Origin of the sequence: uncultured Ruminococcus sp. (assembly GCF_947301925.1) — a bacterium.
In the GTDB taxonomy this organism is placed as follows: domain Bacteria; phylum Bacillota; class Clostridia; order Oscillospirales; family Ruminococcaceae; genus Ruminococcus.
In genome coordinates, this window is sequence record NZ_CAMYUE010000002.1 from 384,330 (window position 1) to 400,889 (window position 16,560).

Annotated in this window: 15 protein-coding genes; 4 read left to right on the top strand and 11 right to left on the bottom strand. The window is 50.6% G+C overall.

Going from position 1 to position 16,560, the window contains the following annotated elements; all coding sequences use genetic code 11:
• Positions 1–159: 159 nt before the first annotated feature.
• The 7 genes from Q0Y65_RS05070 to Q0Y65_RS05100 all read right to left on the bottom strand — a co-directional run bounded on the left by Q0Y65_RS05070 (position 160) and on the right by Q0Y65_RS05100 (position 8,735).
• On the bottom strand, positions 160–2,499 hold the full coding sequence (locus Q0Y65_RS05070) for an ABC transporter permease (protein ID WP_297957872.1): 2,340 nt from the start codon (positions 2,497–2,499) through the stop codon (positions 160–162).
• Positions 2,493–3,257, bottom strand: coding sequence for an ABC transporter ATP-binding protein (locus Q0Y65_RS05075; RefSeq protein WP_297957874.1), 765 nt, complete (start codon positions 3,255–3,257; stop codon positions 2,493–2,495). The genes Q0Y65_RS05070 and Q0Y65_RS05075 overlap by 7 nt, the downstream gene beginning before the upstream one ends.
• A 135-nt stretch (positions 3,258–3,392) precedes the next feature.
• Entirely contained in the window at positions 3,393–4,667 is a 1,275-nt protein-coding gene (locus Q0Y65_RS05080; protein ID WP_297957876.1) for a HAMP domain-containing sensor histidine kinase, read from the bottom strand.
• Positions 4,664–5,356 carry a response regulator transcription factor gene (locus tag Q0Y65_RS05085; protein WP_297957878.1) on the bottom strand — a complete coding sequence of 231 codons (693 nt, stop codon included), beginning with the start codon at positions 5,354–5,356 and terminating at the stop codon, positions 4,664–4,666. Before Q0Y65_RS05085 ends, Q0Y65_RS05080 begins: the two co-directional genes overlap by 4 nt.
• A 23-nt stretch (positions 5,357–5,379) precedes the next feature.
• Positions 5,380–6,513: a YcjF family protein gene (locus Q0Y65_RS05090; protein WP_297957879.1), complete on the bottom strand. Its 1,134-nt coding sequence runs from the start codon at positions 6,511–6,513 to the stop codon at positions 5,380–5,382.
• Positions 6,514–6,745: 232 nt separating this feature from the next.
• Positions 6,746–8,155: a hypothetical protein gene (locus tag Q0Y65_RS05095; protein ID WP_297957880.1), complete on the bottom strand. Its 1,410-nt coding sequence runs from the start codon at positions 8,153–8,155 to the stop codon at positions 6,746–6,748.
• 13 nt (positions 8,156–8,168) lie between these two features.
• Positions 8,169–8,735 carry an RNA polymerase sigma factor gene (locus tag Q0Y65_RS05100; protein WP_297957881.1) on the bottom strand — a complete coding sequence of 189 codons (567 nt, stop codon included), beginning with the start codon at positions 8,733–8,735 and terminating at the stop codon, positions 8,169–8,171.
• A gap of 268 nt (positions 8,736–9,003) precedes the next feature.
• On the opposite strand from Q0Y65_RS05100, the gene Q0Y65_RS05105 reads away from it, so the two are divergent.
• Together Q0Y65_RS05105 and Q0Y65_RS05110 are read left to right on the top strand one after the other, a co-directional pair.
• Positions 9,004–9,624, top strand: a complete 621-nt coding sequence (locus tag Q0Y65_RS05105; RefSeq protein WP_297957883.1) for a pseudouridine synthase — start codon at positions 9,004–9,006, stop codon at positions 9,622–9,624.
• 155 nt (positions 9,625–9,779) lie between these two features.
• On the top strand, positions 9,780–11,387 hold the full coding sequence (locus tag Q0Y65_RS05110; protein WP_297957886.1) for an expansin EXLX1 family cellulose-binding protein: 1,608 nt from the start codon (positions 9,780–9,782) through the stop codon (positions 11,385–11,387).
• 193 nt (positions 11,388–11,580) lie between these two features.
• On the opposite strand, the gene Q0Y65_RS05115 is transcribed toward Q0Y65_RS05110, so the two are convergent.
• The 4 genes from Q0Y65_RS05115 to crcB form a co-directional block, all read right to left on the bottom strand.
• Positions 11,581–12,684 carry a flavodoxin gene (locus Q0Y65_RS05115; RefSeq protein ID WP_297957888.1) on the bottom strand — a complete coding sequence of 368 codons (1,104 nt, stop codon included), beginning with the start codon at positions 12,682–12,684 and terminating at the stop codon, positions 11,581–11,583.
• A 50-nt stretch (positions 12,685–12,734) separates the two neighbouring features.
• Positions 12,735–14,090 (bottom strand): MATE family efflux transporter, encoded by a 1,356-nt coding sequence (locus Q0Y65_RS05120; protein WP_297957890.1) that lies wholly within the window; start codon positions 14,088–14,090, stop codon positions 12,735–12,737.
• Positions 14,091–14,160: 70 nt separating this feature from the next.
• Complete coding sequence (locus Q0Y65_RS05125) at positions 14,161–14,598, bottom strand: DUF188 domain-containing protein (RefSeq protein WP_297957891.1); 438 nt, start codon at positions 14,596–14,598, stop codon at positions 14,161–14,163.
• A gap of 99 nt (positions 14,599–14,697) precedes the next feature.
• A complete protein-coding gene (gene crcB / locus Q0Y65_RS05130; protein ID WP_297957893.1) occupies positions 14,698–15,072 on the bottom strand; it encodes a fluoride efflux transporter CrcB in 375 nt (124 codons plus the stop codon).
• 172 nt (positions 15,073–15,244) lie between these two features.
• On the opposite strand from crcB, the gene Q0Y65_RS05135 reads away from it, so the two are divergent.
• Positions 15,245–15,769 carry a hypothetical protein gene (locus tag Q0Y65_RS05135; protein WP_297957895.1) on the top strand — a complete coding sequence of 175 codons (525 nt, stop codon included), beginning with the start codon at positions 15,245–15,247 and terminating at the stop codon, positions 15,767–15,769.
• A 14-nt stretch (positions 15,770–15,783) separates the two neighbouring features.
• Positions 15,784–16,344, top strand: a complete 561-nt coding sequence (locus Q0Y65_RS05140; protein WP_297958081.1) for a DJ-1/PfpI family protein — start codon at positions 15,784–15,786, stop codon at positions 16,342–16,344.
• The last annotated feature ends 216 nt before the right edge of the window (positions 16,345–16,560 follow it).

Genomic DNA, 16,560 nt, shown 5'->3' on the forward strand with positions numbered 1-16,560 from the left:
TTGTTTGGTGATACGGAAAGGGCGCTGTGCGCACAGTATCATTATATCACATCTGTCAAGGGGGTGTAAAAACTAAGCGGCAGGCAGCATCCGTCCGCTTTATGTGCAAAAACAGAAGGGACGCCCGACGGCGCCCCTTCAAACCGGCAAGGTTCGGTATCACTCCTGAATGAGCCTGTACGCCGATATCTTTTTCATTTTTCCCGACATCACGAAGCTGAATACGAACACCAGCAGCGTCACCGCAGCTGCCGAAACTATTATCAGCAGCGGCTTTGTGATAAGGTCGGCGTTCATAACTCCGTATCCGCTCAGTATCAGGGTGAACAGCGGATTCATCATGAAGTAGCCCAGCACCGAGCCCGCAGCGGCTGCCAGCACGGTCGTGGGCATCAGCGAAAGCGAAAGCTGATACCTGAGCTGTGTACTGGTAAAGCCCACAGCCTTCTTTATGCCGAATTCCTTCTCCTTTTTTATGAACACCGTCTTGAGCAGCAGCCTTATGACAAGCACCACCGTAGCTATACTGAGCAGTATCATTATCATAACTATAAAGCTCACCGCAAATACAGGCATATTATCCTTGCTTCTCTGTCTCCTGAAGTCGTTGCGCGTACCTGCTACAGCGCTGTCGCCGAGAGCATCTATCCTTTCAAGCACCTCGTCCACCTTCCCGGCGTCTGCGTCGTCCACTCTTACTCTGAGGTCTCCGTAGACCGTATCCACGCCGAGCTTCCGTGCGGCGCCGTCCGTCACATATATCCTGCTGTTCATAACGGACTGCTGAAGTCCCGTTATAAGGTATCTTGCGCTTTTTCCGTTATAATCCACGACTACCTCGTCTCCTACGCCGACTCCCAGCTTTTCCGCAACAGTGCTTCCCAGCACCGCCTCGTTGTCCTCACGCATGATATCCCCTTCATAAACGCCGCAGTAGACATTATCGGGATCGGTAACGTATATCAGCATAACGTCGGAACCCTCTATGTACGCCGTTGCCGACCAGAGTCCGTAGACCTGAGATACCCCGTCGACCTTTTCTATCTCATCCCTGACCCTGACGGCCGTTTCGTATGAGCTGTCGTTCAGATCAACATACGCGTCGGGAGTGTCTCCCTGTATCATGCGCTGAAAATTGGTTATATCCACCTTGGCATTGTAATAGAGCGTAGCCGAAAACTGCGTCACGAACGCCACAGCGGTGATGACAAGGAAGATTATCATATTCTGTCCCATGTTCTGAAGGGAGCTTTTCAGCGCCAGCAGTATGTTCAGCTCTCCCTTTGTCTCGCTGAGAGGCAGATGATTCTTTTTGAAGCTGTTTGACTTCAGTCCGAATCTCAGAGCCGTTGCGGGGTGGAGCTTCTTTATCTTCACAGTCGATACTATTACCGCCGCTATCACCACTGCAAGTATACCCGCAAGGACCGACGCGGTGATGACGGGACAGAACCTGTTTTTCCATACAATGCCCGATATCTCCCTGATGTACAGATACTCTATCACAGGGAAAAGCACATAGGAAAGTATGATACCGATGACCGTTCCCGTAAGTCCGAGAATGACATATTCCGATATCAGCGCAGACCTTATCTGGCCCACGGTATGCCCTACTGCACGGAGAGCGCCGATATTCCTGATATCCCTGCTGATATTGTTGTTGACGGTGAAAACTATCATGCAGATACATATAGTTATCATTATCAGGGCAAATGCCGCCATGAAGCCTGCAAGTATGTTGACTATGACGGTATATCCGTTCCTGCCCAGTATCCTTGTATATCCGTCAGCGCCTTCGCCGTTGTCTCCGCGGAGCTTATCAAGCGCATTTTTAAGGCTGGCCTCGGGATCGGTGCCGTCACTGCACTTGACGTACACTATCCGATCCTCCCCGGGATATGTTTCTCTTTTCGCCTCCTGAAGCTCCCTGAAGCTGTCATCGTCCACCATTGCCAAAAGGTAGTAATAGTAGTTTCCCATAAGCAGGTGCTGATATATGCCTGCAACGGTATATTCATAGCTTCCCACAGGGGTATCCAGCCTGACGTTGTCCCCGACGCACAGGTTGTTGCTGTAGGCCGTACGCAGATTGAGGTAAAGCTTTCTGCCGCTCACGCTGTCGTCACGCTCCAGGAATCTGAGCCTGTCATAGCCTGCATTGTCTCCCATTCTCTGTATATACAGGCTCTTGTTCTCCTTTTCTTTCCCTGTCTTTTCCGAGTATACCGTCAGGTTGTGGATAATGACAGTTTCCTCCGAATGATACTCCGTTATATCCCCGATGCTGTCAAGAGCTCTCTCTATGGTGTCCTCATCGGCCGCCGTAAACATCAGATAGTCCGCAAGTCCGTCCTCTTTTACATATTCGTCATAAAGCCGCGGATAGGTGGACACCAGCATACCCGTATGCAGCAGCATTGTGGATACGGTTATTATGAGCAGGAACACGATGAGCACAGCCCTGTCCTTGCGGAAGCCAGACTTTATAAGCTTTACCATCCCATCTCCTCCAGAAATTTCCTTATCCTCTCGTGACGTTCCTTGTTTCCGCTCTCATACCTGCCGGGCCTGCACTCTCCCATTATACCGCCGTCCTGAAGATAAATTATGCGATTGCCGCGGCGTGCTGACTTGATATCGTGAGTAACCATCACCACCGACTGCCCCGAATCGTTTATATCCGTCAGCACATCGAGCACTGCCTTTACGCCCGCGCTGTTGAGAGCGCCTGTGGGCTCGTCCGCAAAGACTATATCGGGATCGTTTATGAGAGCGCGCACCATTGCCGCACGCTGCGCCTCACCGCCCGATATCTGCGCCGGAAACTTCTTCGCAAGGCTTTCGTCTATGCCCATTTTCTCAAACAGTCCCAGAGCCTTTTTCTTCAGCGCATTCTGCTTCTGACCGGTGAGCATACCCGTGCTTATGGCGTTATCCATAAGGCTCATGCTGTCCACAAGGTGTATCTGCTGGAATACGAAGCCGCAGTGCTTTCTGCGGAACACCGCCAGCTGATCGTCGGTCATGCCCGTTATTTCCTCGCCGCAGTAGTTTATCTTGCCGAGAGTCGGCTTGTCCATCCCCGAAAGCGTATACAGCAGCGTAGATTTTCCTGCTCCCGAAGCTCCCATGATAACGGTGAAATCCCCTTTGTATATCTCCATATCAAGATTCTTTATGACGTGCTGCTGTTTTCCGCCCACTGAAAAGCTCTTTGAGAGCTTCTCCGTGCTTATTATGACTTCCCTGTTCTCCATAGCGTCCTCCCCGAAAAAAGATAAAGGCCATACAGCTCTCTGCTGCATGACCTTATTATAGCATATGATTTCCGTAAAATCTTTGTCAGTTCTTTAATCGTTCTTTAAATCGCCCCTGTATTCTTTAACAGTTCTTTAAACCAGTCTCAGACGCAGCGACACCGTAAAGCCCTCGCCGTTATTGCGGCACAGCAGCTCTCCGCCCATTTTATCCATGAGATAGCCCGATATATACAGTCCTATGCCCGAGCCGTCCTTGCCTGCGGCATTGGAGCCTCTGCGGAACTTCTCCGTTATGAGCTCCAGCTCATCGTCGGGGACTCCGCCGCCTCTGTCGGATATCTCCGCAACAAAGAAGCCGTCCTCGATAAAGCTGGTGACGGTAATATCCGTATCCGCGTATTTATAGGAATTGGAGATTATGTTCCCCACCACCTGCTCCAGCCTGAGCCTGTCGGCGTATATTACACATTCCTTTATGTCTGAGCTCTTTACCTTCCTGAGGGGATCGCTGTCGGCGATGATGCGCTCCAGCCCGGTGGAAGCAAGCTCCTCGGGAGAGACCTCCAGCTGCTCCAGCTCCTCCAGAGCCGCATGGAACAGATTTGACACCAGCCTGTCTATCTGATCGGCCTTTCCGTTTATTGCGGAAAGGGTCTCCTTCTGCTCGCTGTCCTCCGACACCAGCTCAAGGTAGTCAGTCATGGCCTTTATGGAGGAAACAGGCGTCCTTATATCGTGAGACAGCTCTGCTATGAGCTCCTTTCGGCTGTTTACGGCAGCCTCCTCACGCTTTCTCGAAGCCTTCAGCTCCTCCCTCATTATGTCGAAGCTCTCCGTAAATGCGCCGAAGATGTTGCCCCTGTCCATTTCCAGAGGGGTTTCAAGATCGCCTGCCGCCATTCTTGCGGCAAAGCCCTTCAGCTTTGCGAAGGGCACAATTACTCTCCTTCTGAGGAATATGAAGTACCCCACTGACACCGCCAGCATCGCCGCCGCCATACCGCCTGTCATAACAGCGTTCCTCCGGGCGCTCCTGCGTCTCAGTTCGGGATAGTCATTGTGTACGATCAGCTTGCCGACCACCTGTCCGCCGCTTTCTATGTCGCGTATGATATCATAGCTGCCCGTTGCTGCGGAGACAGACTCCGACATTCCCTTCTTCGTGCAGAAAAGCAGTCTGCCGTCATTGTCTGTTACGGCATAATCGAACTTCTCTCCGCTGCTGCCGTATACCCCTTCCCGTGACGAGATATCCTCCCAGTCCTCACCGATACTGATAAGGAGCCTGTTTATCTCCGTGGTATACTGCGGCATGGCCGCACTGTCGTCTCTCATGACGGCCATACACATAATGGCGCTCATCAGCGAAAAGAAAACTATGTATATGATAACATAACGCCGTTTCAATTGCCGTCCTCCAGCATGAAGCCCACGCCCCATATGGTCTTTATGACTCTGGGTTCGCCGGGATCCTGCTCTATCTTCTCCCTGAGATGGCGGATATGGACGTTCAGCGTCACGTCGCTGACGTAATCCGTCTCCCACACCTTCTCGAAGAACTCGTCCTTGGGTATGACTCTGCCCCTGTTTTTCAGCATATACACCAGCAGCTTGTACTCCATGGCTTTCAGTCCCGTGCTGACGCCGTCCCTGATTACGGCCGCCTTCTTCATGTCGAAGCAGGAGCTTCCCAGCTGTATCAGCCCCTCGTCCGATGTACTGCCGCCCTTTTCCTCATAGCGCTTCAGCACAGCCTTTACCTTTGCAAGGAGCACTCCGAGAGAGAAGGGCTTGCAGATATAGTCGTCGCCGCCGATGCTCAGCGCCAGCAGCATATCGTCCTCGGATGACCTTGCGCTTATGAAGAATATAGGGACATCCGTGGTGCTGCGTATCTCCCTGCACAGGTCAAAGCCTGAATCGCCGCCTAAATTTATATCGAGCAGCACCAGCGAGCAGGTATTCTCACCGAGGAAGTCCAGCGCCTCCTGCCTGCTCAGCACAAATCGGGTATCGACTCCCGACATATTGAAGTATTTGGCCGTATATTCCGCAAGCTCGGGCTCGTCGTCTATGACGAGAACGTTTGTATGCATAAACGCACCTGCTTTCCGTAGTATTATTCTGTCTCCTTCAGCTTTTTCCTGAAGAGCTCCGACATGGCCTTCCTGCCCTTGGAGGTGCCCAGCTCGTCAAGGCTCATATCTCCCTTGAACACCAGCTCCATAACGCCTATGTAGGCCTCTCCCAGAGCCGCGGTGATAACTCCTGCGGTGCCTGCCGAGATAGCTCCTCCTATAAAGGAGCCCGCTCCGGGTATGAGCTTGAGTATATTGGAGACCACTGTCTTGCCCAGCACCGTAGCTCCTCCCGAGCCGATAGTGGAGGACAGCAGAGCGGTTATTATGCTCTTGCTGACATTAAAGCCGAATATCACCGTGATAGACGCTATCATTCCGAGCTGTGTCGGTATCATCATCGCACAGTCAGCAAAGGGCAGAGGTGCAGCTCCCTCACCTGCCGCCGCCAGTGACGCTGTGGCCACAGCTGCCTGTGCTCTCAGTTTTTTTGCCTTCAGCGAGGCTATCTGCACGTTCTGGAGAGTATCCATCAGCTCCTCGGGGAGCGCCTCCTCCATCACCTGTATCAGCACATCGAGACCGTATGCGGGAGCAGTTCCCAGACCCTTTATCTCATAGCTCTCCGCAAGCACGGGTACCACCTGGATTATGTTCAGATTCTCGTTGAGCAGAGTGTTCCTCATCTCCTGAGCGTTTGCCTCTGAGAAGGACTGGGTGAGCACAACTATTATAGGCACCTGCATTATGGCGTTCTCGCTTGATATCTCCCTGAGCCACTGTATCTCCTCGGGCTCTATCCTGTTGGAGGCGGTATTGATACAGTACCATATGCAGTGTATCACCTCGTTCACGTCGTTTGAGGCCAGTCCCCTGCTTATGGTGTCTGCGATCTCCTTCCTGACCTCGTTCTGGACGTCCTTGCCCAGCTCGAAGCCGCGGGTATCGTATATGGAAAGGGGCACGCCCTTCTTGGTTATCTTCCTCATGTGGCTGGTAACAGGCCTTCCTATGCCTGTCTCCGCCAGCTTGTCGCGGAACACCGCATTTATAAGGGTGCTTTTTCCCACGCCTGTCTTTCCCGCAACGATAATATTCAGGCGGTTAAGATTCTTTATCCTCTCCGAGATAGCGTTTATGGCTTCCTGAGCGATCTTGTTGACATCCGTTGTCATGCTGCACCTCTCCTTTATAACATGGTATCCCTTTCGGGGAGCGTCGGGACCTCTGCCCTTTTATTCTGCCAGACTCATTATAGCAGAAACCGTTCCGATAATCAATAGCATGACAGACTTTGTTATCAATTTGTCGCTTTTTGTAACGGAAACAGACAAAAAGCGCCGCTGACCTATCAGCGGCGCTTCAGCATATATTTTTATATCATGTATGAACACACTTTTATCCGACTCAGCTTATACGGGGCAGAGTTCTTACGTTGTATTCCGCAAGCTTCCAATTGCCGTTATCCAGTCTGAGAACGCCCTCCATTATCATATCATCATAACCCGGCATCTCAGTCATATTATCCGCTATGTCAGCTTCAAAGCTGATATAGGAATCGGTGGCTTCCGTTATACTGATATTGCTTTCAAGCTTTAATCCCTTTAATTCGGTATTCCAGCAATAGAGCTTTCCGTCCTGTTCAAGGAAGATCGGACAGCCGGGAAGGTTCTGTCCCTTAATGGTGGCTAAGAGCATATCCTTGATTTCTGCACAGGCACGCTGGTCTATGAAGTCAGCAACGTCGTCATTTGACGCAATTCTCTCGTCTGTAACCTTTGAGTATCCCTCTGTTTCATTATACAGGATAGTATCGTTGGAGTCTGTCTCTATACCTCTGCCATAACTCATGTCAAAGAGCTCATTCAGAATCCTTGTGGAATCCGCAGCTATTTGCTCAAGCTCAGCATCTGTATAGCCTGTGCCGGTATCCGCAGGATCGCTTCCTGCAATAGTATAATCATCAAGCTTCCATTCGCCGTTGTCCAGGGCTGCATAGAACTTAATAGTCTCGGTACAGCCGGGGATCTCGTTATCTATCGTGATAATGAAGGTCTTTTCCGCGTAGTCGCTTACCACGGGATCGCCTGTGAAATGGAACCTGCCCTCTCTAACGGTCTCACGGTAATAGAGCATACCGTCGTATTCAATGTAATAGGGTTTTTCTGCACCGAGGAGCATCTCACTGTAGGACTTATAAAGGCTGCCCGAAAGCACGCTGCGGAGATAATCCTCAACAGGAGCTGTTGAATCGCAGCCCTCCACTCTTTTATAGATCATGCCGTCAGCGTCCCTATAGGTCTGTGTTTCACCTGCTGCGGGGGCGATATATCCACCTGTTCCGCTGGCCATGGAGTCGATATCGCTCATTCGGTCGATCAGGTATACAGCTACATCGTTCAGCTCCTCGTCGGTCATTGCCTCGGGATCGGCAGCTGTAGGCTCAGCAGCTGTTGCGGGAGCCTCTGTTGTGGCCTCAATGGTGGTGGTCACCTCTGTCATGGGATCAGTGAATGAGCTGCGGTTCTTTCCCAGCGCAAGAGCAGTGCCGGCAACGCCGCCTGCGATAACAAAGCAGGCTGCCACAGTGGCTGCTATACGCCACTTGGGTCTGCTGTAGCGCTCCACGCCGCTTACCTGATCTGCTCCCTCATTGATGTTTATATTACTTTCTCTGTTCATTTTATCCAGCTTCTTCTTACTCATAGCCAGCATCCTCTCTTTTTCTTCGTCTGTGAGCACAGGAACTCCCGAAAGGAGCTCAACTGTCTTGTCGTCTGCGTTTTCAAGCATATTAAGATCACTCTTCTCTCTCATGATACACATCTCCTTATAGTCTGATACCGTCGTCCGCCAGTTTGACTCTGAGCTTCTCGAGAGCTCTTGCGGCTCTCATTCTTACAGCGGAGGCCTTCATTGAAAGCAGCTTGGCTATCTCCGAAGATGAGCGGTCATAATAATACTTCTGAAGGATTATTGTTGAATCGGGCTCGCCCAGCTCGCTGATCTTTTTTATGAGTATACTGCGTGTTTCCGCCTTATCCGAATCCGCTTCTATATCGGTATCGGAGCCCATGTTCACAAGCTCCTCCTCCGCGTCATCGGCTATACGGCCTTTACGCGCCGTGAGGCTGTGGAAGGCGTTGATCGCGCGGCGTTTTGCAACAGTCCCTATATATCCTTTCATGTCGCCTTCATGATCGCTCTCCGTATCGTAGCCGAAGAAAACGTCCGCAAAGATATCGCTCACACATTCCTCTATATCCTCTCTGGAAGCAGTGCTTCTCAGCTTGTTGTAAACTATAGCGTATACATAGTCGCAGTAGGCTGCGAACAGGGCGTCATATGCCTTGTCTTTCGACTTTCTGTACAGGCTGGTATATTCTTTACCCGTCATGATTTATCCTCCTGATCTCTGAAAGTGTTCCATGGAAATCGTGCTTTCATAAATAACATTCAAGCGAGAGCACCCATGTGTCACATTTTTTCGAAAAAATTTTTTCAAGTTATCTGCAAGGGCTTATAAATAAATAATGAATGCTTTTGCATTTATTATAGCATATATTCTGCTGATTTACAATTAATGTCCCCTGTGCCTTGTATTCCTAAGACGTATACTGTATAATAATAGGTGGACTTTAACATTTCGGAACGGAGCTGATACCATGCTTTACTATATGCTCAACAAGCCCCGCGGCTGCGTAACCGCACGGCGTGACGCAGTTCACAGGACGGTCATGGACTTCTTCCCCACGGAACTGGCGGAGAGGCTCCACCCTGTGGGGAGACTTGACAAGGACACCTGCGGTCTGCTGATACTGACCGATGACGGCGATCTGGATATGAGGATAATGCAGCCGCGTAAGCACGTCAGCAAGACCTATTTCTTCTACGCCATCGGCACCGTCGACAACGGGAAGAAGCAGCTTCTGGAAAAGGGCATACCCATGGCGGACTTCACCACAGGCAGGGCGGAGTTCTCCATGATAAGGAAATGCCGTATCCGCGACCTTGAGCAGTTCATGCCCGCGGAGCGCCGCGAAAAGTACATGAAAAACCCCGACGGCCCCGCTTTTGCCGCCGCTCTCACGATATGTCAGGGCAGAAAGCATCAGGTGAAGCGTATGCTTGAAGCCATAGGGTGCAGGATATTCTACCTGCGCCGCGAAAGCATAGGCGGACTTGCTCTGGATCCCTCACTGAATGAGGGAGAGTACCGTCAGCTGACCGCCGACGAGGTGGAGCTGCTCTGCTGTCATGATACAGAGAATGAAGAGGCAGAATAATATACAGCTTGTACTAAGCACCGTTAATTATACAGGATTTTGCATAAAAAACTTCTTGATTTTTATATATTTTTATGTTATACTTATAAAAGACGCAGGTATTGATCCCATCCGATCATGTAATTGCGTAAAATTTTTTGGAGAGGAAGGTTTTTATGCAGAAAAACAAAGTCATCACAGGCAGGTTGGCCGCCGCAGCTTTGTCGGCTGTTCTTGCGGCAACGGCAGCAGTGGGAGGATATGCTCTCCCCGCAGCACGGACACTTCCCGCTGTGGCAGCCGGGACATCGTCCTCCGAGAGCATCCCGGAAGCCTCGCTCAACATGGGACTCTCCGCAGGAGGTTCAAAGATAGGCATATCCTTCTACCTTACACTTGAGGGAGACCGCAATGACTACGTCATCACTCTTGACGACGCGCCTCAGTCTCCGGAGAAGACCGACAAGGGCTGGCTCATCACTACCGACGTGTTCGCAATGAATATGAATAAGCCACATAAGGTCACCGTATCAAAGGGCGGTAAAGTGCTGCTGAATCAGGAGGTCTCAGTCAGCGATTATCTGCACCTCCTTCTTGACAGCAGCGAATATTCCACATATCACGACCTGGCAAAGGCTATGCTGAGATACGGCGGTGCAGCTCAGGCATATTTCGGAGTTGACGCCAATGCTCCCGTTGACGGCGATATAGTTGGTGCGGAGATAAGCGGCGTTACCATAGACAGCGACATATTCGACAAGGACGCATTCAATTCGCAGCTTGAGGGCAAAACTGTCAGCTATTACGGAATGAACCTTTCACTCCGCTCGGAAACAAGCCTCACCCTGTATTTCCAGTGCAGCGAGGGGGCTTCCATACAGGAGGCAAAGGAGTTCATAGAGGGCTTCACCTTCAACGGAAAGGCTGTGACCGCAGTCGCCAACGGTCAGAGCTTCGTTACGGTATCCCTTGATATCCCTGCTTCGGGAATAAGCAAGGATTACACCTTCACCAACGGCAGCATTTCCGCCGACTTCAATCCCTGTCAGTATCTTGCGGCAGCCTGCGCCGACAATGATGAAAAGCTGGCCAACGTCTGCAAGGCTCTCTACGCCTACGGCAAAGCAGCTTCAGTGCAGGGACAGCAGCAGGAGCCTCAGTGGCTGCTGGAGCCCAAGGGCACCGTTCATACGGGCGAGGCCACATTTTACGACCTGGCGGACGATAATCTCGGAAACGCCATGCTCAACGACGTAAGAGGCGGTCATTACTATGCCGCAATGAATACCGAGGACTATGACACCGCTATGCTGGCAGGAGCCTACGTTGAGGTAAAAGGCCCCAAGGGCACGGTGGACGTTTACATAGTGGACAGGCTCCCCGAGGGCGCAAAGGGCGATATCGACCTTGATCCCGCTGCCTTCGAGAAGATCGCCGACAAGAGCGCAGGCAGAGTGAACATAGAATGGAAGATAATCCCCTTCGATGACGCTGCCAAAAAACCCATGAGCTACAGATTCAAGAAAGGAGCTTCTCAGTACTGGTTCGAGATGCAGGTATTCGGTCAGAGATATCCTATCTACTCCTTTGAGGTGCTCAAGGACGGCGAGTATGTTACCGTTCCCCGTGAGGAGTACAACTACTTCAATTACAAGGGCGCTATGGGCGCAGGTCCGTACACCTTCAGGATTACAGATATCTACGGTCATGTGGTAATAGATGAGAATGTTGCTCTGACCACTCCCGAGGTGATAGTTGAAGGCTCTGCACAGTTCCCGCTCTGATGGGCAAATACTAATGAATCGAGGTAATAGCTATGAAGGATATATACACAACACCCGAGATGACCGTGATAGAATTTCCCGCGGAGGATATAATAACCACCTCCGTTCCTGGTATAGATCCGGTCACAGGACTTCCCATATACTGATAATACAAAAATGTCCCCGAAATCTCCGGGGACATTTTTTGTCACGATCATTCTTCTGCCAGCTCCTTCAGCCAGCTGCCTATGCGCTCCCTTGAATACGGGATATCGTCGCAGTATATGCTCATGACCTTGTGGACCTCTGCTCCCGCAGCCATTTTGCGGACGTCCTCAACGCTGCTTCCGTAGCCGCTGCTGCCCTGTGTGGCTATCAGGTAGATATCCTTGCCGCTGAAGTCGGCACCTTCAAGGAAGGTCGCCACAGGCATAGGCACTCTCCCCCACCACAGAGGATAGACCAGTATTATCTTATCATATCCGCGTATATCTATGTCCTCTATGGGAGGTCTTGCGTTTTGGCGGAGCTCTTTGCCTGCCGCGGAGACTGTATCGCCGTAGCCCGAAGGATACTTTTCTCCCGTAAGGGTTATAGCCCTGACGTCGCAGTCAACAGCATTGCTTATCATATCCGCTATGAGCTGGTCGCTGCCCATGAGTTCGCCGTCCGCCAGCAGCAGGGAGGCTCCCGATACAGCGTCCGCATCATCATTGAAGTCTGTATTGCCCAGCCTCGTAAAGTATACCACAAGGGGCTTTTCGCCGTGCAGCTCCACCTTATCGCCGCTTATAGCCTCGGAATAGTCTATACGCACAGTCTTGTAATGACGATTAAGATACGGCACAAGAGCAAGTCCCACAGCTATGGCCGCAACACAGCCCAGTGCGATGAACAGCGCCGCACGCTTCTTTTTCTTCGTCCTTGCATAACCGTGCATTCCTCCGTGAAGCACCGAAAGTGCCAGCACAGCCGTTGCAAGGTATGTGTGCAGCCCGGCGCTGCCGATAATGCTGACCTGCGGCAGCAGAGTCCTCGACACGTCCATACTGCTTACCATAAGCGCCGCTGAAGACAGCATGAGCAGTATTATAACAGCGTCAGAAAACCTCCTGACGGCAGACTTTCCCCTCAGCTTAGGTATCGAAGGCAGGTACTTTCTCTTTATCGCCATGTGTATTATCAGGCACAGGAAGAACCCTGCGCCGAGGAGCTCGTGTATAACGTTGCCTGTAAAGACGTACACCATCTGCACCAGCATTATCGCATACATCAGTATATCCACAGCTGTGCCTGTGTATTTCACGGACTTTTTCATAGAAACCTCCGAATTGTTCTGTATTATGGCGCAAATACCTCAGATCGCCGCTATTCCCTGTCTGCGCCGCGGAGCTGTCTGTCCTTGCCGCTGAAATAGAAATACGCCGCAAAGCACATGATTATCTGTAAAACCGTGGAACAGGGTATGGACATACCTATCAGGAACAGCGAACCGTCTCCTATCCTCTGCATAAGAAAAGCAACGGGTATCCTTACGAGGAAGGCTCCGCATATCCCCTGAAGCATTACAAATCCAGTCTTTTCGATACCGTTGTAGTATCCGATAAAGCAGAACAGGAAGCAGGTGTTCAGGCAGTCTATGGCATAGGCCTTGAGGTAGTCCCATGCAGCCTTCACCGTGTCGGTATCATGTGAGAACACGCCTGCAAGCAGGTCTCCGCGGAAGAATGTCAGCAGGAACATGACAAATCCGAACGCAAAAGACACTGCAACACCTGTTTTCAGAGCCTTACGGGCGCGTTTCATCTTACCTGCTCCGTAATTCTGTGCTACGAATGCGGTCATTGACTGCATGAACGCAAGAGGCACAAGCATTATGAACACGCATACCTTCTCTGCCACTCCGACTCCCGCAGAGGCAGTTACTCCGAGACGGTTTACAATGGCAAGCATAACAAGGAAGGATATCCCCACCAGGAAATCCTGAAGGGCTATGGGCGTGCCTATACGGAATATTATTGCCGCATACCCTTTCACAAGCTTTATGTAAGCCCTGTGGAACTCAAACGGGAGCTTCTTGTGACGTATCATCACAAATGATATGACCACGCTTATGAGCTGCGCCATTACCGTAGCAAGAGCAGCTCCCGAAGCCCCCATATGGAACACCGCCACAAACAGAAGGTCGCCTATGATATTGAAAGCGCAGGCTATTCCCACCGCTATCAGCGGCGTCCTTGAATCACCAAGTCCTCTGAAAATGCTGCCAAGGAGATTATAGGCCGTTATTACAAGGAAGCCTCCGCCGCATATCCTTATGTAACCCGATGTCTTGTCAAAGGCCTCCGAGGGAGCCTGCATGAGCCGGGCAAGTCCCGACGCGCCCAATGAGCAAAGCAGGGTAAGGACAGCTCCCGTAACCGCAAATATAACAAGTCCCGTTCCAATGGTGCGGGCTGCTTCATCGGAACGCTTCTGTCCTATGCGCTGGCCAACCGCAACTGTAATGCCCATGGAAAAGCTTACCAGGATATTTGTCAGCGTCATCACTATCTGCGAGCCCGTTGATACTGCCGACACATCAGCCTTTTCCGCAAATCTTCCCACTACCAGCAGGTCAACCGCTCCGTACATGGCCTGAAGGAACATGGCCAGAAGCACCGGCAGCATGAACTTCAGCAGCTTGGACAGTATCCTGCCCTCTGTAAAATCGTTGTTTTCCATAAAACCTCCATAAAAAAGAGGATAAAGCAGCCTGCTGAGACCTGCTGCCTTATCTCATAAACCGTTAATATCAGATATTGTTTCCAAGTATCTCCGAAAGCGCCCGCTCAAAGTCCCTGTCCTGCTGGAGAGTGCGTTTCGGAAGTCCCCTTGTTCGTCCGCCGCCGCGGCGTATCTTAGCAGAAACGGCGCGGAATTCCAGCAGTCCGGAGATATTATCCTCAGTATAGCGCCTGCCGTCCTGATTCAGGACTATGGCACGCCTGCTGAGGCACATAGCCGCAAGTCCGTAATCCTGGGTCACGGCTATGTCCCCTGCACCGATAAGGTTCACAAGGCGGATATCCGCACTGTCCGCACCCTTGTCAACTATTATTGTATCTGCACCGTCACGCTGTATGGAATGAGACGTATCGCATATTATCGTACACCCGACGCCATATCGCTTTGCAGTACGCACAGCTATATCCACCACGGGACAGCCGTCTGCATCTATAAATATCCTCATATCAGTCTCTTATGAACTCCTTATCAGTATCGGGAACGCCCTTTTCTCCCGTATAATATATGTTTACCGTGATACTCATATGATGCGCCCTTCTCTTTATCAGAACACCTTATCAACAATGAACTGCGCCCCGAAGACCGCCGCCACTCCCAGCAATATGCTCAGAATGACATATGACGCAGCCGTCAGACAGGAGCCCCTTCCGATAAGTCCGCCCGTCTCAAGGGCAAAGGAAGAAAATGTGGTAAATCCGCCGCACAGTCCCACCTTCAGGAACAGCACCAGCCTGGGATACTCAGAAAGCTGCTTTGACGCAAGAGCTGCCACAGCTCCGATAATGATGCAGCCCGCTATATTTACAATGAAAGTCTTCACGGGAAAGCCCTGCTGGCTGCCAAGGGGCAGCTTTCCTGCAAGATATCGCAGCACTGCGCCCAAAGCGCCCCCTGCCGCAACTGTCAGGCAGTCCTTCATGCTATCGCCTCCTACGAATGATATTATTATTATATCATACAAGCGACCCATTTACAATACCGCGCTGAAATGATATAATATAAACAGACACAGGTTAAGCTCCCTACGGCAGAAGCGCAGGGCAGTACTAACGTACAGGAGGTCGGGATATGAAGCACTATGGAGACGCGGAATGTCATTTTTTGTCCTCTTTGTCTTGATGAAACGGAAGGATCATGGTATAATGGTATGGTACGAAAAACTATATGAACGGAGCAACGATACAGTGAAAAAAATCTATGCGTGGGAACCGTGGTTCTTTATCGTGTTTGGTCTGTTTCATCTTCATAGAGTCTGGGCATTGCTTGACAGAGAATCTTATGCAGCATTTTGGATGGGAATCTTGAACAGCAAAGGTGCAGCATATTTCCTGATCATGGGAGTGCTTGCGGCACTATGTGTCACTGGGATCATAGCTTTTTTCAAGAACAGGAAACAAAATTTTTGGTGGAGATGGGTATACATTTTCGGCGGGGGCTATGTCCTATTCGATTTGTTTGCCATTGCAGCGGGGCTGAAACTATGGAGCCGCTTGCTGCAATTGATGTTTGACACTGCCTCACCGTACTGGAATGCAGTTTGGTCATTCTTTATTGTTCTTGGTGGATTGTCTTTCTCATTAGGCGTAATTTTGTTATATGAGAGGAAGCAGAAATGAGAGGTGCTGCAGATATGAATGTATTACTGTTTCTCGCAAATGGCTTTGAAACAATGGAAGCAAGTGTGTTTGTCGATATTATGGGCTGGGCAGGTATTAAAGTTACAACCTGCGCTATGCGAAAAAACATTACAAGTACCTTCGGAGTATCGGTCAATGCGGATATTTTGATAAGTGATGTTTGCATTGACGATTATGATGCACTGGCTATTCCCGGTGGATTTGAAAAATACGGATTCTATGAAGACGCTTTTTCTGAGCAGGCAGCAAGGCTCATCAAGGAATTCAATGACCGTGGCAAACTGATCGCTACAATCTGCGTTGCAGCACTTGCACTCGGAAACAGTGGCATATTGAACGGCAAAAGGGCTACTACTTATCATCTGAACAACGGTCGCAGACAGAAACAGCTCGCAGAATATGGTGCGATCGTTGTAAATGAGCCGGTAGTAAGAACGGAGAATATCATCACCTCATACTGTCCGCAGACCGGATCGGCGGTGGCGTTTCTACTGCTGGAAGAACTGGTGGGGGCAGAACAAATGCAGAAAACAAAGACTGCTATGGGATTCTGAATAGTTAGTTTTCCTATTTGGCTCACTTCGGTGAGCCGCTATTTTTTTGCCCGTTTTGACTTGATGAAATGGAAGGATTATGGTATAATGAAAAGGCATATACCGGCGCTTTAGTAGTATCATACTGTGATCTTGGTAGTAAGCGCAGTAGTAAACGTAGTAGTAATTGATATACAACCGGCGATCAGCCGGAACACGCGCCAATTCCTTAGTAGT

Coding starts and splice junctions, on each gene's coding strand:
- Q0Y65_RS05110 (WP_297957886.1), top strand. CDS start 9,780: ATGCAGAAAAACAAAGTCATCACAGGCAGGTTGGCCGCCGCAGCTTTG.
- crcB (WP_297957893.1), bottom strand. CDS start 15,072: ATGAAGGACTGCCTGACAGTTGCGGCAGGGGGCGCTTTGGGCGCAGTG.
- Q0Y65_RS05105 (WP_297957883.1), top strand. CDS start 9,004: ATGCTTTACTATATGCTCAACAAGCCCCGCGGCTGCGTAACCGCACGG.
- Q0Y65_RS05070 (WP_297957872.1), bottom strand. CDS start 2,499: ATGGTAAAGCTTATAAAGTCTGGCTTCCGCAAGGACAGGGCTGTGCTC.
- Q0Y65_RS05125 (WP_297957891.1), bottom strand. CDS start 14,598: ATGAGGATATTTATAGATGCAGACGGCTGTCCCGTGGTGGATATAGCT.
- Q0Y65_RS05100 (WP_297957881.1), bottom strand. CDS start 8,735: ATGACGGGTAAAGAATATACCAGCCTGTACAGAAAGTCGAAAGACAAG.
- Q0Y65_RS05085 (WP_297957878.1), bottom strand. CDS start 5,356: ATGCATACAAACGTTCTCGTCATAGACGACGAGCCCGAGCTTGCGGAA.
- Q0Y65_RS05120 (WP_297957890.1), bottom strand. CDS start 14,090: ATGGAAAACAACGATTTTACAGAGGGCAGGATACTGTCCAAGCTGCTG.
- Q0Y65_RS05095 (WP_297957880.1), bottom strand. CDS start 8,155: ATGAGAGAGAAGAGTGATCTTAATATGCTTGAAAACGCAGACGACAAG.
- Q0Y65_RS05140 (WP_297958081.1), top strand. CDS start 15,784: ATGAATGTATTACTGTTTCTCGCAAATGGCTTTGAAACAATGGAAGCA.
- Q0Y65_RS05135 (WP_297957895.1), top strand. CDS start 15,245: ATGTCATTTTTTGTCCTCTTTGTCTTGATGAAACGGAAGGATCATGGT.
- Q0Y65_RS05075 (WP_297957874.1), bottom strand. CDS start 3,257: ATGGAGAACAGGGAAGTCATAATAAGCACGGAGAAGCTCTCAAAGAGC.
- Q0Y65_RS05115 (WP_297957888.1), bottom strand. CDS start 12,684: ATGAAAAAGTCCGTGAAATACACAGGCACAGCTGTGGATATACTGATG.
- Q0Y65_RS05090 (WP_297957879.1), bottom strand. CDS start 6,513: ATGACAACGGATGTCAACAAGATCGCTCAGGAAGCCATAAACGCTATC.